General features: G+C 36.5%; 20 protein-coding genes. 11 read left to right on the top strand and 9 right to left on the bottom strand.

Annotated features, from left to right (window positions below; translation table 11 throughout):
• Positions 1 to 5 precede the first annotated feature (5 nt).
• Together FG382_RS12845 and FG382_RS12840 are read right to left on the bottom strand one after the other, a co-directional pair.
• The gene (locus FG382_RS12845) at positions 6 to 1,445 is read right to left on the bottom strand and encodes an APC family permease (RefSeq protein WP_142539290.1); all 1,440 of its coding nucleotides are present in this window, start codon (positions 1,443 to 1,445) and stop codon (positions 6 to 8) included.
• Between the two features lie 50 nt (positions 1,446 to 1,495).
• On the bottom strand, positions 1,496 to 2,716 hold the full coding sequence (locus FG382_RS12840) for a MalY/PatB family protein (protein ID WP_142539289.1): 1,221 nt from the start codon (positions 2,714 to 2,716) through the stop codon (positions 1,496 to 1,498).
• A gap of 205 nt (positions 2,717 to 2,921) precedes the next feature.
• On the opposite strand from FG382_RS12840, the gene FG382_RS12835 reads away from it, so the two are divergent.
• Positions 2,922 to 3,368, top strand: coding sequence for a MarR family winged helix-turn-helix transcriptional regulator (locus FG382_RS12835; protein WP_142539288.1), 447 nt, complete (start codon positions 2,922 to 2,924; stop codon positions 3,366 to 3,368).
• A gap of 54 nt (positions 3,369 to 3,422) precedes the next feature.
• Positions 3,423 to 3,962: a hypothetical protein gene (locus FG382_RS12830; protein ID WP_142539287.1), complete on the top strand. Its 540-nt coding sequence runs from the start codon at positions 3,423 to 3,425 to the stop codon at positions 3,960 to 3,962.
• 53 nt (positions 3,963 to 4,015) lie between these two features.
• Here the strand turns inward: FG382_RS12830 and FG382_RS12825 are convergent, their stop codons facing one another.
• Positions 4,016 to 6,052 (bottom strand): catalase, encoded by a 2,037-nt coding sequence (locus tag FG382_RS12825; protein ID WP_142539286.1) that lies wholly within the window; start codon positions 6,050 to 6,052, stop codon positions 4,016 to 4,018.
• A gap of 281 nt (positions 6,053 to 6,333) precedes the next feature.
• On the opposite strand from FG382_RS12825, the gene FG382_RS12820 reads away from it, so the two are divergent.
• From FG382_RS12820 to FG382_RS12780, 9 genes are all read left to right on the top strand, one after another.
• Positions 6,334 to 7,497 (top strand): acyl-CoA dehydrogenase family protein, encoded by a 1,164-nt coding sequence (locus FG382_RS12820; RefSeq protein ID WP_142539285.1) that lies wholly within the window; start codon positions 6,334 to 6,336, stop codon positions 7,495 to 7,497.
• A gap of 373 nt (positions 7,498 to 7,870) precedes the next feature.
• Positions 7,871 to 8,881: a LacI family DNA-binding transcriptional regulator gene (locus tag FG382_RS12815; protein ID WP_142539284.1), complete on the top strand. Its 1,011-nt coding sequence runs from the start codon at positions 7,871 to 7,873 to the stop codon at positions 8,879 to 8,881.
• Positions 8,882 to 8,885: 4 nt separating this feature from the next.
• Positions 8,886 to 9,842, top strand: coding sequence for a nucleoside hydrolase (locus tag FG382_RS12810; RefSeq protein ID WP_142539283.1), 957 nt, complete (start codon positions 8,886 to 8,888; stop codon positions 9,840 to 9,842).
• A gap of 22 nt (positions 9,843 to 9,864) precedes the next feature.
• The gene (locus FG382_RS12805; RefSeq protein WP_142539282.1) at positions 9,865 to 10,467 is read left to right on the top strand and encodes an ECF transporter S component; all 603 of its coding nucleotides are present in this window, start codon (positions 9,865 to 9,867) and stop codon (positions 10,465 to 10,467) included.
• 72 nt (positions 10,468 to 10,539) lie between these two features.
• Complete coding sequence (locus tag FG382_RS12800; RefSeq protein WP_142539281.1) at positions 10,540 to 11,283, top strand: energy-coupling factor transporter transmembrane component T family protein; 744 nt, start codon at positions 10,540 to 10,542, stop codon at positions 11,281 to 11,283.
• Positions 11,280 to 12,140 carry an energy-coupling factor ABC transporter ATP-binding protein gene (locus FG382_RS12795; RefSeq protein ID WP_142539280.1) on the top strand — a complete coding sequence of 287 codons (861 nt, stop codon included), beginning with the start codon at positions 11,280 to 11,282 and terminating at the stop codon, positions 12,138 to 12,140. The genes FG382_RS12800 and FG382_RS12795 overlap by 4 nt, the downstream gene beginning before the upstream one ends.
• Complete coding sequence (locus tag FG382_RS12790) at positions 12,133 to 12,945, top strand: energy-coupling factor ABC transporter ATP-binding protein (protein WP_142539279.1); 813 nt, start codon at positions 12,133 to 12,135, stop codon at positions 12,943 to 12,945. The genes FG382_RS12795 and FG382_RS12790 overlap by 8 nt, the downstream gene beginning before the upstream one ends.
• A gap of 17 nt (positions 12,946 to 12,962) precedes the next feature.
• On the top strand, positions 12,963 to 13,856 hold the full coding sequence (rbsK, locus tag FG382_RS12785) for a ribokinase (protein ID WP_142539278.1): 894 nt from the start codon (positions 12,963 to 12,965) through the stop codon (positions 13,854 to 13,856).
• Positions 13,856 to 14,743: a DMT family transporter gene (locus tag FG382_RS12780; RefSeq protein WP_142539277.1), complete on the top strand. Its 888-nt coding sequence runs from the start codon at positions 13,856 to 13,858 to the stop codon at positions 14,741 to 14,743. The genes rbsK and FG382_RS12780 overlap by 1 nt, the downstream gene beginning before the upstream one ends.
• A 158-nt stretch (positions 14,744 to 14,901) precedes the next feature.
• Here FG382_RS12780 and fabI read toward each other — a convergent pair whose 3' ends face one another.
• The 6 genes from fabI to FG382_RS12750 form a co-directional block, all read right to left on the bottom strand.
• On the bottom strand, positions 14,902 to 15,681 hold the full coding sequence (gene fabI, locus FG382_RS12775) for an enoyl-ACP reductase FabI (RefSeq protein ID WP_142539276.1): 780 nt from the start codon (positions 15,679 to 15,681) through the stop codon (positions 14,902 to 14,904).
• A gap of 187 nt (positions 15,682 to 15,868) precedes the next feature.
• Positions 15,869 to 17,260, bottom strand: a complete 1,392-nt coding sequence (locus tag FG382_RS12770) for a HAMP domain-containing sensor histidine kinase (protein ID WP_308421267.1) — start codon at positions 17,258 to 17,260, stop codon at positions 15,869 to 15,871.
• Between the two features lie 4 nt (positions 17,261 to 17,264).
• On the bottom strand, positions 17,265 to 17,945 hold the full coding sequence (locus FG382_RS12765) for a response regulator transcription factor (RefSeq protein ID WP_142539274.1): 681 nt from the start codon (positions 17,943 to 17,945) through the stop codon (positions 17,265 to 17,267).
• A 233-nt stretch (positions 17,946 to 18,178) separates the two neighbouring features.
• Positions 18,179 to 20,473 (bottom strand): carbohydrate-binding domain-containing protein, encoded by a 2,295-nt coding sequence (locus tag FG382_RS12760; protein WP_142539273.1) that lies wholly within the window; start codon positions 20,471 to 20,473, stop codon positions 18,179 to 18,181.
• 54 nt (positions 20,474 to 20,527) lie between these two features.
• A complete protein-coding gene (locus FG382_RS12755; RefSeq protein WP_142539272.1) occupies positions 20,528 to 21,214 on the bottom strand; it encodes a DUF4956 domain-containing protein in 687 nt (228 codons plus the stop codon).
• 63 nt (positions 21,215 to 21,277) lie between these two features.
• A complete protein-coding gene (locus FG382_RS12750) occupies positions 21,278 to 21,979 on the bottom strand; it encodes a polyphosphate polymerase domain-containing protein (RefSeq protein ID WP_142539271.1) in 702 nt (233 codons plus the stop codon).
• Between the last annotated feature and the right edge of the window lie 119 nt (positions 21,980 to 22,098).

The following is a 22,098-nucleotide window of genomic DNA, read 5'->3' as shown; positions in this document are numbered from 1 at the left end:
CATTATTAATCCAGTTGTGTACTAGGCTTTGCTACTGGAATAGCTTCTCCTAAAGTTGCAGCTGTCTCTAGCTTAATACTCGGATCATTACCAAAATTACTGTCCGGTTCGTTTTCAAAATGAAGTGGTTTATTAAGTCCATACTTCGAATTATTTCCAACAATAATTACATAAGTCGCTGCAACAGCCATATAAACGACCGCCCCAATAATAATTTTGTAAAATAGGGAAGACATTAATAAATATCCTTGGAATAATAACAAAGCTACTCCGATATATACAATTGTATTTAAAACCAGAGGCGATAATTTAAATGGTGCTCTTTTATAAAGTTCTGGATATTTCTTCGGCAATTTGGTTGCCGCAAATACAGGAATGATATTGGAGAGTAGAAAAACCCCTGTACCTAATGCGGATATTAATCCAAGGGATAACCCAGTAACTATTGGTATAACACCAATAATATAAAATAGAGTTAACAACCAGTGTGGTGTCCCAAATCTTTTATTCACTTTTCCTAGTGATTTTGGTAACCATCCATCCTCACATGCGATCATTATCCCTTTTGTAACCCATGAAAGCGTCGCATTTAAAGTCGTTGCTAGTGCAAACATAGCCCCACCAACCATAAAGAAAATGAATAGTGGCCCTGGGAGTATTGTTCTTGCAACATCTGTTAAAGGCATATTAGCGACATCAACAATTGGTAATACACCTACTGCAATAGTAGCCATAAATGCGTATAACAACCCTATAGCCAATGTAGTTACTATAATGGTTAATGGTATATCTCTTCCTGGGTTCTTCATTTCACCACCAAGCTCCGCTACAACTTGTGCACCGCCTGTAGCAAATGAAAGCAACCCTACTGCCATAAAGAATCCTACGAATCCACTCGGAAACATTTCTCCCGTATTGAAAACAGCATAATTTACCTCTGGCATACCCCATACAACAAAAACTATTAATGCTACAAGCAAAATAATTACCATAAACTTCTCGACAAGTGCTGCAAATTTTACCCCAACCAGATTCGCTATAAAAAACACAGTTAGAAGTGTAAACGCTACCAACTTAAGTGGGGCAGACGGAACCAAGCCTTGCACGTATTCTGCAAATGATATGGAATACATCGCTAGTGTAAGTTGCGCAAGTATAAATAACGTTAGCCAAAAGAATCCTATTTTAGGAGATAAAAGTCTACTAGTATATCTATATAATCCCCCTGTTGTTGGAATAGCTGACCCCATAACAGCTATTGGTAGTACCATAAATAATGTAAACACGGAAGAAATAACAAATGCTAAAGTTACTCCGCTACCTGTCATTCCTATTGCAATACCCGTTAACGCCATAACTCCAGCACCGATAATTTGTCCTGCACCGATACTCATTACATCTCCTAGACCTAGTACCTTCTTTAAATTTGCCTCTTGATTCGCCATTTATTACACCCCTTTGTGAAAGCTGCATTTTATAGTTTTAACTTTGTATTTTAAGAGATTACACTTTTCACTCTTATATCTACATGAACATCCTCAAATTCCTTTGCAATTCTTTCAAATGCTTCTTTTATAACAGACCTTGGCGACGGAAGACAAATTCTTTGATAGGATAAACCTTCTTCTCCGAACATACTTCCATCCTCTAGAATTACATTAGCCCTATTGTAAATTCGGTCATGTACTTCTTTCGGTGAAAGTCCATAAGCACTAAAGTCCAGCCACATAACATACGTACCTTCTGGAATTCTCACTTTTACTTGCGGCATTTTTTCAGCTAAGAAATTGACTACCCACTCGATTGTCTCATCGATATACTCTTTCAGTTGCTCTAACCAATCTTCTCCCTCGTTATATACCGCTATAAGTGCAGCTATCGTAAATGGCGATGCAAGTTGAAAGCCCATTACTTCACTAAATGTGTTTCGAAGCTCTGGATTTGAAATAATCACATTAGTACAATGAAGCCCTGCTACGTTAAATGTTTTGTTAATAGCGGTACAGGTAATAATATGACCTACATCCTCAGCTACTTTTGCTATTGGTATAAATGTTTGATCACGTCTCATTAAATCTCCATGAATTTCGTCTGCGATTATCAACACATTATTTTCTGCACATATAACAGCAAGTTTGTGAAGCTCTTCTCTATTAAAAACTCTTCCTACTGGATTGTGAGGGTTACATAAGATGAATAGTTTCGTATTTTCTTCCTTTGCTTTCGCTTCAAAATCCTCAAAATCAATGGAATAATAGCCTTCTTCGTCGTTTTTAAGCGAATTATTCACAACTTTTCTTCCATTGCCTTCTATCGCTGAAGTAAAAGGTGGATACACTGGACGTTGAATGATAACACCATCCCCTGGGTTCGTAAAAGCTTTTACAGCCACATTTAAAGCATGAACTGTGCCTGGACTATAAACGATTTCTTCCTTTTTTATCTCCCAGTCATGTCTCTTTTTGAACCAATGCTGAATCGATTCATAATACTTATTTGGAAGTACAGAGTAACCAAATATTTTATGATCAACCGTTTTGTGCAAAGCATCTATTAAGGGCTGTGGTACCGGTAGATCCATGTCTGCTGTAAATAAAGGAATTGTGTTATCATCGTATCTTTCAGTCAATCCCATTTCCTTAATCATTTCTCCTCCATCCCATTTAAGAGAGTAGGTTCCTCTTCTGTTTACAATTTCATCAAAGTTATATCTCACTTAAACTGCCCCCTTCTCTTCATATATTGCTAACAGTCAATGACTTAAAAGTAGTTTAGCACCTAAACAATGTAACGTCAATTATATTTTTTAACTAATCAGATAATTTAGTTTATAGTATCTAACCTACTTGTCAAATTGCTCTCATGTTACAATAGTCATAATATGTTACAAAGAAATCACGAAAATCTTTGGGAGGAGAATTATGACTAGAGAAGAAGTTTTCAGCGAACTAATGGAATCACTATACGAGATTTCTAGGAAAATCGCTTCGTATGAAAGCGTACCTAGAAAGTATGGTACGGAAGATGAACTTTACATGGTTGAGGCACATACAATTAATTTAATCGGGAACAAAATACAAACCACTTCTACAGAACTTACAGAACTCACGAAAAAAACAAAAGGTGCTATCTCTCAAATGGTAGATAAACTTTCTAAAAAGGGGATGATTATTAAAAATAAAAATCCAAAAGATAATCGAGAAGTCATCCTTGAACTATCGGAAAAGGGAAAAATAGTGTATGAATATCATAAAAAATTGGACTCGGTGGAGTATGAGAAGCTTTTAACTAAGCTAGATGACTTTTCAGATGAGGACTTTTTAATGTTTAAAAAATTGACCTCTTTACTAGAGCCCGAAGTTGGATGACTGATTCGATTAACTTTATAAAATGGTGATTATTTTCTTGAAAGAGGTGTTGTTTTGAATTTTATTGCATGGACGATAATCGCTTGTGAAGTTGGCTTTTGGGTGGTTATTTTACTAGGCCTCATAACTAGATATATAGTAAAAAAAGAACGTCTTGGTTTATTTTTTCTTGCATTAACACCCGTAATCGATTTGATCTTACTTGCAATCACATCTATAGATTTATATAACGGGGCAACTGCAACTTTAGCACATGCTATCGCAGCTGTTTATCTCGGTTCTTCCATTGCGTTTGGAAAAAGCATGATTCGCTGGGCAGATATACGGTTTCGATACTATGTTCAAAAAGAAGGAACTAAACCTGTACGGAAAACAGGAATGGAGTTTGCAAGAGAGTCATTAAAAGGATCTTTTCAGCATTTACTTGCTTACATCATTGGTGGAATCATACTACTCATTTTAATTTACATCATGGATGACAACTCAAAGTCTGAGGTTTTATGGGGTACATTAAAACTTTGGGGACTGATTCTTGGAATTGACTTTGTCATCTCCATTTCATATTTTATATGGCCACGACTCGCCAAAAAGTAAATAAATCAGAAAAAGGCATGCCACTTGTGTTGAAGGCATGCCTTTTACTATTTTTATACAGCTCGATTCCAAAAACGGTGTTCAGCAATTGCATAGATGAAACTTTCTACAAAACTATTTTCCGTTTCTTCCGTTATTACACCAGCCTGTCCTTTTAAACCAAGCTCATCAAGCAATTGGCCTCCATAAAACGATGCAGCAATCGGCTTGAAATGTGCGTATGCTTCTTTCACAAAGTAGGCCGCTTCTTTTTGGTATGTCGGTGTTGTACCTTGTGGACTTGCGACATACACTGCATCAAATAATACAGAATCTGCAGTAGAGAAAGTATGATTTGCTTCTAATAGAGAGCCATCAGCCCCTTTAATCGCTCCTAGATGATCACTTACTGTCTCAATCATTGTCCCTTTCGCTTTCAGAGCGTCTAACGTAGCAATCAGTTCTCCAGCAAACCCTTCTGAAACGAGTACTGCAATTTTGCGAGTATCTGGTTTTTTGGCAGAATTGGATTGACTTAACGCAGGAGAGACCTTGCTATTAGTAGGTATATTAGTCGCCTGAATAGTAATTCCCAAGTTTTTAGCCACCTGACATGCTAAATCTACATCTACATTCATAATCATTTCTACGACTTGCTCACGAACAGTCTTTTCTTTACACTTGCCAAGCTCAAAACTGAATGCATTGATAATATGCTGTTTCTCAGGATCACTCATACTGTTCCAAAACATAGTTGCTTGAGAGAAATGATCCTTAAAGCTTTCGCTTCGAGCACGAACTTTGTGACCATCGACTTTTTCCTGATAATGTGTGTAACCACCTTCTTCCTCGCTAACTGGGGAAGGTGTATTACCCGCAAGTGAGTTATTATGGTAGCTTACTTGTCCAACGTTTATCGTTTGTCTGCCATATCCATCTCGTTGATTATTATGAAATGGGCAAACTGGTCGGTTAATCGGAAGCTCATGAAAGTTAGGGCCACCGAGTCGGATTAATTGTGTATCTGTATACGAGAACAATCTTCCTTGTAAGAGCGGATCATTAGTAAAATCAATACCCGGCACTACATTTCCAGGATGAAATGCCACCTGCTCCGTTTCTGCAAAAACATTGTCTACATTTCTATTCAAGGTCATTTTACCAATAATTTTTACCGGTACCTCTTCCTCCGGCCATAGTTTTGTAGCGTCTAAAATATCAAAATCAAATTTAAACTCATCTTTTTCCTCGATCATTTGGACGCCTAATTCAAACTCCGGATAGTTTCCGCTTGCTATTGCTTCGTATAAATCCTGTCTATGGAAATCAGGATTTTTACCATTTAATTTTTGTGCTTCATCCCAAACAACAGAGTGTACTCCTAAAACAGGCTTCCAATGAAATTTTACAAAATGAGACTTACCTTCTGCATTAACGAATCGGAAGGTATTAACTCCGAATCCTTCCATCATTCGAAAGCTTCTTGGAATTGCCCGATCAGACATTGCCCACATGATCATATGGGCAGATTCTTGATTGTTAGCTATGAAGTCCCAAAAAGTATCATGTGCAGTTGCTGCTTGTGGAATTTCATTGTGTGGCTCTGGTTTCATGGCATGGACTAAATCAGGGAACTTGATGCCATCTTGTATGAAAAAAACAGGAATATTATTTCCTACTAAATCATAGTTACCCTCTTCCGTATAAAACTTTGTCGCAAATCCACGTGCATCACGTGCGAGTTCCCCAGATCCACGTGAACCAATTACTGTTGAAAACCTTACAAAAACTGGTGTTTTCGTTCCAGGGGTTTGTAAGAATTTCGCTTTTGTATAAGTGTGCATCGATTCATATAATTCAAATTCTCCATGAGCAGCATATCCTCTTGCATGTACTACTCGTTCCGGAATACGTTCATGGTCAAAATGGGTCATTTTTTCACGAAAATGAAAATCCTCTAAAAGAGTAGGACCTCGTTCACCGTTTTTTAAAGAAAATTCATCCTCTGAAACTTTTAGGCCTTGATTCGTAGTCATTGCTTTGTCTTTATCATTCGCACGAAACTGTTCTAACTGTTCATTTTTGCTGTTTGCATTCACTTTTTTATCCAACCTGGTTCCTCCTCTTTATTTGCTACTAATCCTCTGTATTACTACTACCCTATAGCTCTTTTAAAAAACATTATTTTGAGTAAGAAGTAAGAGATTTATAGAAAATTAGGTAAAAATGCGAGGTAATAGCTGTAAATGGATTCCCATATCATATAATTCCTACTAAAATAATCAGTATTATAATTGACTTCTTTTTCTGATAAAGGTAGACTCATTCCAATGCAATCGATAAGTTTAATACATATATAAATAGGATTAAATTTAAAAGGAGATTAGCAATTATGAAAAGGTTATTTGTACAAAATAAGAAACAACAAGATTGGCTCAATAATTTGGCAAGATTAGAAGAAAAATTTACAAGTAAAGCAGCTGAAATTGACGAACTTTCCATTTTCCCAAAAGAAAATATAGAAGACTTAGTGAAGCTGGGTTATACGAGCATAACATTGTCTAAAGAATATGGCGGTGAGGGACTTTCTGTTTATGATATGGTGCTTCTACAAGAGACATTGGCATGCTATGATGCAAACACTGCATTATCGGTAGGCTGGAGCTTGGGTGTAATCGGTGACCTTTTTGAGAAAAAGCTTTGGACTAAAGAGAAATTGGAGTTCTTTTCTAAAGAAGTTTTGAATGGCGCGCTCATAAATCGATCTGTTAGTGAATCACAAACGGGAAGTCCAACACGTGGTGGTCGTCCAGGAACAACAGCTATTAAAAATGGAGACAACTGGATACTGAATGGCCGAAAAATATTCACCACAGCTTCTCCAGTACTCACTTACTTTTTAACTTCTGCATGGATTGAAGAAAAAGAAAAGGTTGGATTTTTTCTTATTCACCGTGATATAGAAGGAGTTTCCATAGAAGAAACATGGGATGTTATTTCTATGCGCGGTACAAGTAGTAATGATTTAGTACTTACAAATGTAGTGGTCGACCAAACTGACTTAGTGGAACTTCCTGAATTAGTAAGCGGTGGTAAAGTGAACGGATGGTTACTCCATATTCCTGCTACTTATTTAGGGGTCGCTCAAGCTGCTCGTGACTATGCTGTTCATTTTGCTAACACGCATTCTCCCAATAGTTTAAATGGAACAATTGCACAGCTACCAAATGTGCAACAGTTAGTAGGGGAAATTGACCTGGAGCTGACGAAAGCACGTTTTGTCATTTACGGAGCTGCTGCTGCTTATGACAACGAAGCCTCCAGAGATTTACTAGCAAATGAAGTATCAGTTGCGAAGCATGTCGTAACGAATTCAGCTATCACGATTGTTGATAAAGCAATGCGCTTAGTCGGTGCAAAAAGTTTGCAACGAACAAATCCATTGCAGCGCTATTACCGAGATGTTCGAGCTGGCTTACATAATCCACCAATGGATGATATGACGATAAAAAAGTTAGCACAGTCAGCACTGGAAGAAGAAAAAGTAGAAATCTAGTAAAATAATTAGAGGAAAGAATATAATAAAAAAGAAAAGAATTTGCATTTTCTAAAGCTATTTCCGTGAAAAAATTTCCGGAGATAGCTTGTTTTATTTGCATTCCCCTACATTATTGCATTCCCTAAGTAAGTCATCGTTACAACGGAACTCCCCTTTCATAATGTACTCTTCATTTTGATCTATTTTTTATTATGCTAAGATACTATTTCTATCATTAGAAACTGCCTTTAACTAATACAATAGATTGTTTTATTTTAATATTTTTGAAAATTCAATTGACAAATGAAACCGTTTGCAATATTCTGAATAACAATTAGAGAAAACGTTTTCGTAAAACGTTTTCCTAACAAGTAGGAACAGGTGATTATAGATGGAAAAGTTAACAATCAAGGATATAGCTAGGGAGGCAGGTGTTTCAATCACAACAGTTTCACGAGTATTAAACAATAAGGAAGACGGAATGACCCAAAAAACTCGGGAGAAAGTCTTGAAAGTAATGGAAGAGCTAAATTACCAACCAAATAAGTTAGCTCGTGGTTTAGTAACAAAACGCTCCAATATGCTCGGATTAATAGTCCCAAATATTACCAACCCCTACTTTCCTGAACTTTGTAGGGGTGCAGAAGATGAAGCAAACAATAGGCAATATAGTCTCATTATTTGTAATTCAGACGATCAATCCGGGAAAGAAGAAAATTATATACGCTTGTTAAAAGAGCAACAAGTAGATGGCATATTACTTTCTAGTAAGGATCGTTTATCAAAGACTAGTAAAAATCAGTTACAAAATGGCAAAATTCCTTATGTACTATTTGACCGTGGAGAAGATGGAACCGATTATTCAGGTGTGTTTTTAGACAATGAAAAAGGTGGTTACCTAGCAGGGAAACACCTGACAGATTTAGGTCACTTTCAAATTGCCTGTATGACGGGACCAAGAGAAATTCAAAATTCCAAACAAAGACTTTCTGGGTTTCAACGAGCTCTAAAGGAAGCTACTGTAGATCTTCCTGCATCCTCCATTTTAGTTGGCGACTTTCAAATGGATACTGCTTATCGTGTAGCAAAAAAGTTTCTACGGGATAATACGGTGACCGCTATTTTTGCTAGTAATGACTTAATGGCCTGTGGTATTTACCAAGCTGCACATGAAATGGGAATTCAAATACCCGATCAACTATCCATAGTTGGTTTTGATGATATTCCATTAGTAACCGCATTAATCCCAAAGTTAACTACAGTTAGGCAAAATACGTATGAAATGGGGAGAAAAGCAATAGACCTACTTATTAACAAAATAGAAGGTGAGATTTCGGAAGGTGTAATATTTGAACCTACTTTAATAATCAGAGAAAGCACAAAAAATTACAATGAGGTGTAAACACATGACAATACCAGTAATTATCGATTGTGATCCTGGAATAGATGACGTAATGGCGCTAACACTCGCCTTTGCTCATCCCGAACTAGACATCAAACTCATCACAACAGAACCAGGAAACCAAACACAAGCAAAAACAATTCACAACGCACTTGCTTTTACTAGTTATATGAAAAAAGATATCGAGATTGCTAGAGGTTTAGATAATCCTTTTTTCCGTCAGCTTGAAATCGCCGATGAAGTACATGGAGACAATGGACTTGGGGATGTCCATTTTCCAGAACCAACTATCCAATTAAGTAATAGAACCGCAATAGAAGCAATGAAAGAAACACTCTTATCTAGTGATGAACAAATCGTTCTCATTGCGACAGGACCCTTGACAAATGTCGGTGCCCTACTCCTAGCGCATCCAGAAATAAAATCAAAAATTAAATACATTTCTTATATGGGTGGAGCCGCAGTAGGTGGAAATATGACTCCAACTACAGAATTTAATGTGTACGTCGATCCACACGCTGCAGACATTGTCTTCCGTTCAGGCATTCCAATTATTATGAGCGGATTAGACGTAACCCATAAAGCATACGTCACAAAAGAAGAACTCAATCGAATCGAAGCAATTGGCTCTGATTTTGCACAAAAAGTTGTTCAGATGCTTCGTTTTTATGTCCACGCAGCTAAACAGACGGCATTTCATGAGGATGGCTTTGAAAATCATATACGTTTACATGATCTATGTGCAGTATCTTACGTCTTGACACCTGAATTATTTGAAGGGGATGACTGTTATGTAGCAGTCGAGCTGGAGGGCAAGTTGACAACTGGAACAACTGTCGTAGACTATGCACAACGAACTGGGCTTCCGCATAATGTGAAAGTATTACATACGGTTCACAGAGAGAAGTTTGTTGAACAATTTCTGAGTGCCGTTCAAACAATGAGCCGACAAATTGGTTAAAAAAAGCAAAGGGGGAAAATTCATGAAACGCAGCTTTAAAGATGATTTTAATATGATGGCAATGCTGTTAATTCCGATTGCAGTAGCAGTGAACCTAGTAGGATTTCAGTTAGCTAATGTACTTCGCTTACCAATATTCTTAGATACGATTGGCACAATTATAGTTGGGGTTATTGCAGGCCCTTGGGTTGCTCTACTTACAGGACTTATTACAAATTTAATTAACGGTATTTTTAATCCTGTTTATTTTCCTTACGCATTAACTTCTATAGCAATTGGGGTTGGTGCAGGTTACCTTTCTAAATACGGTTTTTTCAAAAGTGTACCAAAAACAATTATTTCTGGAATCATTATTACTTTTATAGCAGTTATTGTTTCAGCACCTATCACGGTGTTTGTCTTTGGTGGAGTAACAGGAAATACTTCATCCCTTATTACTGCAGCTTTCTTAGCGTCAGGACAGGAATTATGGTCCGCAGTCTTCTCTTCTAGCTTTATCACAGAGGTTGCAGACAAAGTTGTTTCTGTTTTAATCGTTTACTTTATCGTAAAAGCCATGTCAGATCGTTATTTATCCAAGATGAATTATGGGGACTTGTACATGAAACGAAATAACAGAAAATAATTCTTATTCTTCCCGTTTAACTATTCATTTCTTGAACGGGAAGAAATTATTTTTATAAGGGGCGTATGTAACTTGAAACAAAATATATTACTTCAACTTCATCCTATGACAAAGTTCTATTTCACTCTCTTTATCTTTGCGGTAGTGCTCATATCGCCTGGATATATATTTTCTTTTGCCATCTTCCCTATTTTAATACTAATAGCAATGCTTGCCGGTGTTGCAAAAGAGTTCCTCAATATCGTTATTAAAGCTTTGGTTACTGTTTTAATCTTCATCTTCATTATGCAAATGTTTTTCTATCCTGGGGAAAATGTGCTTTGGGAATGGGGCATCTTTGAAATAAAACAAGAAGGAATAAAATATGGTCTATTACTCACATCCCGGATTCTTGCAATTGGATCTGCTTTTATTCTATTTTTCCGAATGACAGAAGTACGTGATTTCGTGAAATCATTAGAAGATATAGGATTGCCACCAATGGGAGCATATGTCGTATTATCAACCCTTCAAATCATTCCAGAAATGCGTCGCCAAGCAAATACCATTATGGAAGCGCAAAAAACACGTGGTGTCGAAACGGAAGGTTCCATATTTGTACGTGCTAAAGCTTTTATACCAACGCTAACTCCGCTTATCTTATCTTCTATCGCAGGAACAGAAGAGAGAGCAATTACATTGGAATCTAGGGCATTTTCTGCTCCCGTCAAAAAAACAAGCTTACACCAACTATCGAAAAGTAACATGGACCGAGCTCTTCCAATTGTCTTTGCATTGGTTGTTATTGGTCTAATTGTATGGAGGTTTTTCTTATGACAGCTATGATTGATTTAAAAAATGTATCTTACCGCTATCCAGTCAGCGATGACTCCGTGTTAAAAAATATTTCATTTTCAATTGAAAAAGGAAAATTCACTGCAATTATAGGCAATAATGGCTCTGGAAAAACAACATTATGTAATACAATACGAGGCTTTGTCCCCCACTTTTATAAGGGAGATTTAGATGGAGAAGTAATAATCGATCAAACAAAAATAACAGATTACCAATTAGGGCAACTTGGAGAAAAAGTAGGATATGTATTTCAAAATCCATTTATTCAAGTGTCGGGAGTAAAAGACAATGTATTTGAAGAAGTAGCGTACGGTTTAGAAAACCTAGGCATACCGGTCGAAGAAATTAAAATTCGAGTAGAGGAAGTACTAAAACTTGTCAAAATCGAATATTTAAGAGACAAAAATCCATTTGAACTTTCAGGTGGACAAAGGCAAAGAGTAGCCCTTGCGTCTATTATTGTAATGGATCCAGAAATTTTAGTAATAGATGAACCAACTTCTCAACTCGATCCTATTGGTACACAACAAATATTTGAAATTATACGGCTGATGAAAGAGCGTGGAAAGACAATTGTTTTAGTAGAACATAAGATGGATCTGATCGCAGAATATGCGGATGATTTGCTTGTCATGCATAAAGGAGAACTTGTTATGCAAGGCCCTGTTCGTGAAGTATTTGCGGATCCTGAGTTTGAAAAATATCAAATTCAATATCCACATGTTACAGAAATTGCTCTTCAATTACAGCAATCAGGTATCCCCCTTTCCTTCCTACCAATTCGTGATGAAGAACTAGCCGATGCTTTAAATAGAACGGAGGTAGCTGCACATGACTGAACTTCATCTAACTAATGTGAGCTTTTCATATCCAGATGGAACAAAGGCGCTAGAAAACCTTACACTCTCTGTCACATCTGGAGAACGTGTGGCCATTGTAGGACAAAATGGGGCAGGAAAAACGACAGCAGTCAAGTTAATGAATGGATTATTAAAACCTACAGAAGGCTCTGTTCTAGTAGGTGATTGGGATACAAAAAATCACACAACAGCACAAGTTTCAAGAAAAGTAGGCTATGTTTTCCAAAATCCGGATGATCAAATATTCCATAATGATGTAGAATCTGAAGTTCGTTTTGGTCCTAAAAACATGGGATTTGAACCTGAACGAGTAAATGAACTTACTGATTGGGCGCTGAAATTATGTGGAATCTCTGAGTTCGCAGAAGAAAATCCTTATAACTTACCTTACTCTGTTAGAAAGTTTGTAACAATAGCATCGGTATTAGCTATGGATTCAGATATTATCATTTTGGATGAACCTACTGCTGGACAAGATAAAATTGGTTTACAAGTTTTAGGGAATCTACTTCAAGTGTTAGAAGAAAAGCAGAAATCTGTTATTACAATTACGCACGATATGGAGTTTGTAACAGACTATTTTACACGCATTATTGTAATGGCAAACCGACAATTAGTAGCCGATGAAAATGCACAAAAAGTCTTTTATAATACGGAAGTTTTAGAAAAAAGTATGTTAAAACCTCCCGCTGTTGCCCAAATGGCAAAATTACTTGATTTCTCTCCAGGCATTTTATCAAAGCAGCAATTAATCGAAGCAATTTTAGCACAGCGCAGTTTATGAAAGGAGTGAAATAATACGTGAACATCACTGTTGTAGGCAGTACAAATATAGACCTTGTATACACGGTACCACATATCGTGAAAGCCGGAGAAACATTACACAGTACTGAACATAAACTGTTTTTTGGAGGAAAAGGTGCCAATCAAGCGGTAACCGCTAGTCAATTAGGTGCCAATGTCGAATTTATAGGCAACGTCGGAGCAGATGATTTCGGAGAACAAATAAAACAAAACTTACAAGATAAAGGAGTAAAGACCACCGCTGTTCAAGAAATCGGCTTGACTGGTCAAGCAATTATTCAAGTCGCCGATTCGGGAGAAAATTCTATCGTGCTATTTCCTGGAGCAAACTTTCTTGTTACAAGGGAACAAATCTATGAAGCAAAAGACAGAATAGAAGCAAGTGACGTTCTTCTCTTACAATTGGAAATCCCAATACCCGTGGTCGAAGTCGCTGCAGAGATTGCTTCACAAAAAGGAGTACATATCATCTTAAATCCGGCACCTGCTCAACAAATAAACGAAAAATTACTAAGTAAAATTTCCATATTAACACCAAATGAAACAGAGCTCGCAATTCTAACTGGTTTAAAAACAAACACTGAAGAGGATCTATTCCAAGCTTGTTCTCTATTGATCCAAAAAGGAGTAGGATCGATAGTCGTAACATTAGGAGAAAAAGGTTCCTATTATATGAATAGCACTGATCATGGTTATGTACATGCAAACCAAGTAGAGGTAAAAGATACAACAGGCGCTGGTGATGCATTTAACGGTGCTTTAGCAGTAGGTTTGCGTCAAGGAAACTCATTACGAGAAAGTATTCTATATGCATCAAAGATTGCGGGATTTGTTGTTACACAAATGGGTGCACAACCTGCCATTCCCCATTCTTTTCGAGTAAATAAATAATGAAATCGATTATTTATTTATTCATTCTCAGTTTTTTATGGGGGTCGGCATTTATGTGGACAAAAGAACTTTTAGATGTTTTTAAGCCGCCTACTATTGTTTTTTTTCGCTGTTTATTTGGTTTAGTTGCTCTTTTACCGTTTGTCTTACTAAAAAAAAATCGAATGCATCTAAAAGTTCGTCCTTTTTTTGTATTTGTTCTAGCATTAGGTGCGGCCATCCCTTGGAATATTATGGCCTTCTCTCTTCAAGGAATTGACACAAGCTTAAGCGGAATATTAAACGCTACCACACCTTTATTTGCTTTATTATTTTCTATAATTATTCTAAAAACAAAACCTTCTTGGAACCAAACGACCAGCCTGCTAATAGGATTTGTAGCAGTTTCCGTGTTAATACTTTTTTCTAGTCAATCTACTGGCGTTCAATTTTCCATTTTCCATGCTTTTCTTATGTTCGCTGTTACAATGGCATACGCATTAAATTCCATATGGATAAAAAAGTATTATACAAGTATCCCTACCATTCTCTTAGGTTTCTGGACACTCCTTATCTCGGCCATAATAAATGGTATTATTAGTGTCTTTATGGAACCGTATGCTTTTAAACACCTAGTAGCTTGGGAAATAATCATACCACTTCTCATATTAGGTTGCCTGTGCGCCGGGCTTGGCTATGTTATTTTTTATCAAATCATTTCAATTGGAGGACCTATTCTTGCATCTATGGTGACTTTTATCAGTCCTTTTGTCACAATCGTTCTAGGGATTTTCTTTTTGCAGGAACCATTCCATTTAGGAATAGTTATCGGGATGCCATTGATGATTTTAAGCTTACTGCTCATGAATATACATATATTTAAAAGAGATGTTCCATTGATAAAATAGGATATTCCTTATATTAAAAAGGGGCCGACTATTTCTTTATAAATTCAATACTTATTTCTTGTTACTATAAATATAACCATAAAAAACCCGTAAATATTAGATTTTTATCTAACATTTACGGGGAAGTTTTACTAAAAATTTTTCTTATGATTAACTGATTAGCCCATAATATTGTAACCAGAATCCACGTAAACGACTTCTCCTGTTACACCTCTAGATAAGTTTCCTAGAAGCCCCACTGTCATATCTCCCACTTCTTCTGCCGTTACATTTCGTTTTAGTGGAGAAGTTTCTTCGATTTTATGCAAAATCGTGTTAAAAGAAGACACCCCTTTTGCAGCTAGTGTACGTACTGCTCCTGCTGAAACAGCATTCACACGAATGTTCTGTTTACCTAAATCTAGCGCCAAATATCTAACAGACGCTTCCAGTGATGCTTTCGCGATTCCCATTACATTATAGCCTTCTAATACACGCTCTGCTCCAAGGTAAGTCATCGTTACAATGGAACCACCTTCTGTCATAAACGGTGCTGCTTCACGAGCTGCCGCGATCAGTGAATACGCACTTGTATCTTGTGCGAATGCATACCCATCTCTAGTTGTTTGAAGGAAATCGTTTTTCAAGTCTTCAGCATGGGCGAATGCTACAGAGTGAACAACTCCGTGAATTACTCCTACTTCGCTTCCAATTTTCTCGAAAGCCGCTTTAATACTGTCATCACTATTAACGTCACATTCTACGACCAATCTTGCTTCTAGATTATTGTCTGTTAATGCTTTTTCAATTTTTCCTAACGAACGTTCTTTCCGATACGTAAAAATAACGTTTGCCCCAACATCAAATAGGGATTTTGCTACTCCCCATGCAATACTACGCTCGTTGGCAACTCCCATAACTACAATATTCTTATCTTTTAATTGGATTAAGTCTTTCATATGAACCTCCATTTTATTATGCTAATATACTATACCTATTATTAGTACCAGTTACTAATTTTATCATACCATATTTCTCCCCTTTTGCACTATTCTCTCCTGATTTCTCTTTTGATTTTTTAACTGGTTGATGTATTATTATGCAAATTAAAAATTAAATATAAAGAAAGAAGGCTACGGAATATCGTTAGCCTTCTTTTAGTAATAGCAATTCAAAGCATGTGCCTTTTTCTGTACTCTCAACTAAATATAAATCACCTTTAATCGATTGTGCCATCATTTTACTCAGAGGTAATCCTAGACCAAGTCCGCGAATGCCGTACTTTTTATTTTCTCCTCTAAAGAACCGCTCGAAGATAAAAGCTTGCTCTCCAATTCGTATTCCAGAGCCTGAATCTTTAACGAGTACAGATACATACTGTCCTTTTTCAGAAAGCGAGATTGTTATTTCACCTATCCCCGATATTGCTTGTTCTGCATTTGTTAATAAATTGGTCATGATTTGTTGTAAACGAACTAAATCAGCAGAAATCATTACTTTTTTATGAAGTAATTGTAGTTTCACCACTACATCTGATTGCTCCTGTATCACTTTCCACTGAGTAGTAAAATCTTTCATAAAATTATCAACATCTAGCCGAGAGATTTCCACAGGCACCGCACCTACTGCAAAAGAGTTGAATGCTAGTAAATCACCGACCATCGTTTTCATCTTGGTCGTTTCAACAAGCGCCATTCGAATAAACTCTTCCGCTTCTTGTTCAGTAACGACATCATCATTTACCGCTTGCAGTAATCCACTAATCGACGTTACTGGTGTTTTCAGTTCATGTGTTACGCCTGCTAATAATTCAGTTCTTGTTTTTTCTAATTGCTCTAACCGACCTGCCATTTGTTTAAATGAAGAAACAAGCTCGTATACTTCTTTTTCCTTAATGTGGTCAGATAAATTGATTTCATAGTTACCACTTTGTACTTGTTTAGCTGCTTCTGCCACTTGTTTTATCGGATGCGCTAATCTTCTCGACAGAAAATATATAGCCCACCAGCCAAGCAATGCAAGTCCAACTATTAATATAGCGAGTTGACCATACTCTTGTTTGACCATCGTTAATTTATCTTTCGACTCAACCATCAATATCCAGCCAATAAGCTCATCATCTATCACAATTTTCTTTTTTACCGAATAATATTTTTGGTTATTTTCGGAAGAAGTAAATGTTTCAATCTCATCTTTTCCACTTATTAACTGACTAAATATCCTTTGCTCCCCTTGTTTTAAGGGTAAATTACTTGATATTACTTTTCCATCCGTGTTGACTATGTACATGGATGGGTTAATATTTTGTATCCTGAATCGATCTTCAGCAAAATCTGGCACTCTTTCATTTGGAGGAATTCCAGGCATACTTACATCAGTAATCCGATTTACCATCTCTTCTGCCATAAACTCCATCATTTCCAAACGATTTTCAAGTGTAGTATGTCTTATCCATAATGCTGAAATAAAAGAGATTATTAACAATCCTATTATTAATGTTAATAAATATCTACTTGTCCAATACGACAACAGAGTCACTCTCTTATTTTTGCCTAACATTGAATTGATACCCCAATCCTCGTAATGTCCTAATCTCACCTTCATCTGCCGACCAATCAGCTAGTGCTTTTCTAAGACGCTTTATAGATAAGTCAACTGCTCGATCACTTCCGTCGTAATCCCATCCCCAAATATGTTCAATTAATTGATCTCTAGTGAATGTTTGGTTCGGTTGCTTAGCCAAAAAAAGCAATACTGACAAATCCCTTGGTGTGAGAAATATTTCTTTCCCATCTAACCTTACAGAATGACCAATAAAATCTATATGAAGCTTACCAAAGTTCATAGTTAATGGTTCTTCACTAGATACCCTTCGCAATACTGCCTTCACTCTTGCCACTACTTCATCAGCAATAAATGGCTTTGAAATATAATCATCTGCACCTTCGCCAAAGCCTTCTAGACGAAAGTTAACATCTCCCAATGCAGTTAACATAATAACCGGACAACTCCCTAGAGAACGAATTTCTTTTAAAATAACCCAGCCGTTTTTTCCAGGAAGCATTATATCTAACAGTACTAGATCAGGACACTCCTTTTCAAATACCTCGATTGCTTCACTGCCAGTGTAGCACTGTACTACTTCATAATTTTGCTTCGTTAAATACGCTTTCAGTACTTGGCTAATGGCAAACTCATCTTCGACTATTAATATTTTTTTCATCCGCCTAGCACACCCTTAACTAAGAGTTTCTTCATTTTTTACATTATACCACCTATTTAAGTCAGATAAATGTCGGCCGGAATCTCACCAAATTAAATTATTTACATACATTGAATTCCGCAAGTTGGCAGCTTATATACCAAAAAGAAAAGCCTTCCCAGTCGAAACTTTCGACTGGGAAGGCTGTTTTCTCGTGAAAACATTAGTATAGATGAAACTGAAATTACATTGAACTACTCATTTGTAGCATCCTCTGTTTTGTCAGGTTGTTGTCGCTCTTGGCCTCTACCAAAACCACCTCCACCCTGCATATTACCTCTCATTCCACCTCCTATCGTAGATGAGCCTTCTTCTGTCACTCCACTACTATTTAAATAAGTCATGACTGTTGTGGGTGAATAGGTCACACTACTTGTTGGATCTGTGGTATTTGCATTCGTATAGACCCCATTAACAACTTCACCTGTTACAGTACCTCCATGATTTAAAGTTGTTTCTTCATTTAACTCGAAGTCTGGAGAACTAATTACGATCATTTGATAATTTTTTTCAGGTGCAACCGTGATAATTTGTTTACCATCACTATTTGTTACAGTAACAGGTGTGTTTGCTTCAAGTGTCTCATCAAATGTCATCATAATCGTATTTTGTGTTGAGCCATCAGATACACCTAACGGCATTCCAGCACTACCAGAAGCTATTAATGTTCCTCCTTGCATTAAAAATGTTCCATCATAATCTAATGTCCCATTCATATTCTCAGTTGGACCATAAACGATAGCGGTACCACCCGTCATCGTAATATTCGTATTAGAATCTAATCCATCACCATCTGCATCGACGTATAGATATCCGCCAGAAATAGTAAGCAGGCCATCCTCTATTGTAGAGACATCTTCAGCCATTTCCTCAGTCTCTGTTGAAGTTGGGGTTCGATTAAAAGTCCCAAACATCTCATTCATACTACTACCACCATTTACATTGACTCCATCATCTGCTGCTTTAAGATGAATGGAACCATCTGAAATTTCAATATTAGTTCCTTCTATACCCTCAAGGCTTTTTAATATCTTAATATCACCACCAGCAATGAACACATTACCATCCGCATGTATACCATCATCACCCGTTGAAAGAGTTTCTTCTCCACCTTGAATGGTTAAATCTCCATTACTATGCAGTGCATCCTCCACTGTATCAACTGTGATTGTGCCACCTACGATATTTAAATTTGTTCCTGCTTTTATTCCCTTTTGACTGGTAGTATCAACACTTGAAGTACTGGTGCTATTATCTTCTGTATTTCTTTCTTCTGGAGCTTTAAAATCTGAATTTCTTTCTGGTGGAGTATTTTGTTCAGCACTTTCATCAGGAAGTTGTCCATCTTCAGGTAATTCACTACCTTCTGAATTTTGCCGATCCATTCCACCACCGCCTGGTGGCCTCATAGATTCTAAAGTCGTTGTTAAATACGCTCGAATCTCCTCTGTTGTCATGCCTTCAATTTCAGTTGAAATATCAATCGGGAAATTCATACTTTCCATATTCTCAACAAATGCCTCTACTTCGTCATCTGTCATTGAACTGAATTCCATCCCCATTTCTGGCAGCGCTCCTACACCTGGGCCACCATCCATTCCCATGCCTGATTCTGATGAAGACACAACCTCTGGACTTCCATCACCTGTTTTAATGGAATACTCCCCATCGATTACTATAATTTCCTTTTCGGCTTGTATGCCGTCACCCTGTGCTACCACTGTTAAATAGCCACTTTCGAGAACAATATTTCCTCGGCCATCATCCTCATCATTGGATGATTTCACACCATCGCCATCTGCAGTTATATTAACCGTAGCATTAGACATTGCAAATACATCGCGACCAATAACACCATCATCGACTGCAGTTACATTAATAGTACCACCTGTAATAATCAAATCATCACGGCTCGTTATTCCATCTTTGTATTTACCATTAACCGTCAATGTACCGATTCCATTGATGACTAAATCATCCTTACTAAAAATAGCCGCCCCGACTTCTGTATTTGCTTCATCTTCATAAACATAGGATGTTGCATCAGTTAAATTATTTTCTGTACCTTTTTCAAGTGAGATAATCGTTTTATCTGATTGCTCGATATCAATTGTTGCATTAGTAGATGAAGTAATCTCTACACCATTTAATATTAAGCGTACATTTCCAGTATCCTCTGTATTAACCTTAATTTGACCATCAGAGAGGGTTCCTTCTAATACATAAGTACCTGATGTATGAATCTCTACATTTTGCCCATTTATAATAACGCCACCAGAGCCGTCAAATGTTGTTGCCTCATTATTTAAAGTTATTTTGGTAAATATATCTTCTTCCCAGGGAGTATAGTAATCTTCTGAATCATAATCTACATATTGAGAAATTAGTGCTTCCGTATCCACTGATTTCTCTGTACTCCTCTTTTCATTACATCCACTTGCAATCAAAACTACCGATAATATTAATGGTAGTACTATTTTTTTCTTCATCCTATTACCTCCTATAAAACAAAGGCCTGTAATTTTACAGACCTTTGTTTTCAACTATGCTGTAAAATTACCATCGTAGCTTAGCATTACTGCTGAAGAAACACCTTTTACTTGTGAAATATCGGAAACTACTTTTGTATCATTTTCTTTCACACGTATTTCATACGTTACTTCCGTTTCATATTCTAAAATATGAGATTTTGATTTTAATGCATATTTCTTCGTTGAATTTTTTAATAGTTGATCAATAGAATCTGCTGCTTCACCATTCGCAAATTTCACAACTAATAAATATGGATTTTCAACTACAATTTTATTTGCAAATAGGATAATGACCAAACTTATTAAGATTGTGCCAAGGATTCCTAGTAGGATAAAACCTGCACCACATAAAATTCCGACAATTATTGACCAAAATAAGTAAACTAAATCCATTGGATCCTTAATCGGCGTACGGAAACGAACGATCGATAACGCTCCAACCATACCAAGTGATAATAGAACATTTTGACTGATACCCATGATGACTAGTGATGTTGCCATTGTCATAATCATCAGTGAGATATTGAATGTATGGGAGTAAATTACTCCATTAAATGTTTTCTTATAAACTATATAAATAACTATCCCCAATAGAAATGCTGATATCAGACCTATTAGTGAATCAGTTAATGAAAAGGTAGTTGTTTTTTCTATAAAGCTTGATTTGAAAATATCTGTAAAAGTTGTTGAAGTTGCCATTTTATTTCCTCCTAATTTTATCTCGCTAGGGATGAAGAACCCCCAACTGATTGAATATTCACCTTATATATACATACGACTTAACTGATATTTGGAATAAGCCTCATGTTTCGTATGAATACCTTGAAGCATCATTTTCACAACATCCGGTAAGTACTCGTCAAACTTTACTTCTAAAATGACCTCTGTCGGATCAAGTACGTCTACCATCGGTAAATGCTTATTGAACATATCCGTATTCCGTATGCTTGTTTGCACTTTACTATCAAACGTCACTCTTACATTTCCGTATAAATAAACGTAAGCCTCTCTTTCGTAATCTACTACTGCCATAGGTTTAATTAAGTTTCTAGTCATTTCTGAGTACAAATCACAAATTAACGGGCGATTATCTTTTTCCATCCACTGAATATCACCGATACGAATTTTTTCAAATTCTGACCTCGTCATATTGCACTTAGATTTAAAAGTTAGATTATTACGCTTACTTTTCCGTTCAAGATTAATAATCCCATCACTTTTTCCATAAATACGAACGCGATATTTATCTCTAGTTAAATAGCCTTCCTTTTTCTCGTTCATTACTTTGTTTTCAAAGTTATCAAAATAACACGAACGAATTAAATATTTTCCTGTTGGACCAGAATGAGTATCTAAACTCATCACATATTTCAGTCTATTTTTTAATAACATATAATCTATATATGTGATGCCATATTTCAGTTCTTGTCTACCATTCGGATTAAATGATGTATGAATAGGCATGAATACACTCCTTTTTTAGATTTGAAACGCTTTGGAATAGATCAACTAACTTGCTGATAAACATACTTTAACTAATGAATATGTCAGCAATACGTCAAGTAAATATTTTATAAATTTTT

The sequence above is a fragment of the Psychrobacillus lasiicapitis genome, from assembly GCF_006861795.1.
Classification (GTDB): domain Bacteria; phylum Bacillota; class Bacilli; order Bacillales_A; family Planococcaceae; genus Psychrobacillus; species Psychrobacillus lasiicapitis.
The sequence above is the reverse complement of the archived record's forward strand: the minus strand, read 5'-3'. Positions and strand labels throughout refer to the sequence as shown.

Coding starts and splice junctions, on each gene's coding strand:
- FG382_RS12835 (WP_142539288.1), top strand. CDS start 2,922: ATGACTAGAGAAGAAGTTTTCAGCGAACTAATGGAATCACTATACGAG.
- FG382_RS12760 (WP_142539273.1), bottom strand. CDS start 20,473: ATGAAGAAAAAAATAGTACTACCATTAATATTATCGGTAGTTTTGATT.
- FG382_RS12805 (WP_142539282.1), top strand. CDS start 9,865: ATGAAACGCAGCTTTAAAGATGATTTTAATATGATGGCAATGCTGTTA.
- FG382_RS12810 (WP_142539283.1), top strand. CDS start 8,886: ATGACAATACCAGTAATTATCGATTGTGATCCTGGAATAGATGACGTA.
- FG382_RS12750 (WP_142539271.1), bottom strand. CDS start 21,979: ATGCCTATTCATACATCATTTAATCCGAATGGTAGACAAGAACTGAAA.
- FG382_RS12845 (WP_142539290.1), bottom strand. CDS start 1,445: ATGGCGAATCAAGAGGCAAATTTAAAGAAGGTACTAGGTCTAGGAGAT.
- fabI (WP_142539276.1), bottom strand. CDS start 15,681: ATGAAAGACTTAATCCAATTAAAAGATAAGAATATTGTAGTTATGGGA.
- FG382_RS12790 (WP_142539279.1), top strand. CDS start 12,133: ATGACTGAACTTCATCTAACTAATGTGAGCTTTTCATATCCAGATGGA.
- FG382_RS12820 (WP_142539285.1), top strand. CDS start 6,334: ATGAAAAGGTTATTTGTACAAAATAAGAAACAACAAGATTGGCTCAAT.
- FG382_RS12795 (WP_142539280.1), top strand. CDS start 11,280: ATGACAGCTATGATTGATTTAAAAAATGTATCTTACCGCTATCCAGTC.
- FG382_RS12755 (WP_142539272.1), bottom strand. CDS start 21,214: ATGGCAACTTCAACAACTTTTACAGATATTTTCAAATCAAGCTTTATA.
- FG382_RS12815 (WP_142539284.1), top strand. CDS start 7,871: ATGGAAAAGTTAACAATCAAGGATATAGCTAGGGAGGCAGGTGTTTCA.
- FG382_RS12780 (WP_142539277.1), top strand. CDS start 13,856: ATGAAATCGATTATTTATTTATTCATTCTCAGTTTTTTATGGGGGTCG.
- FG382_RS12765 (WP_142539274.1), bottom strand. CDS start 17,945: ATGAAAAAAATATTAATAGTCGAAGATGAGTTTGCCATTAGCCAAGTA.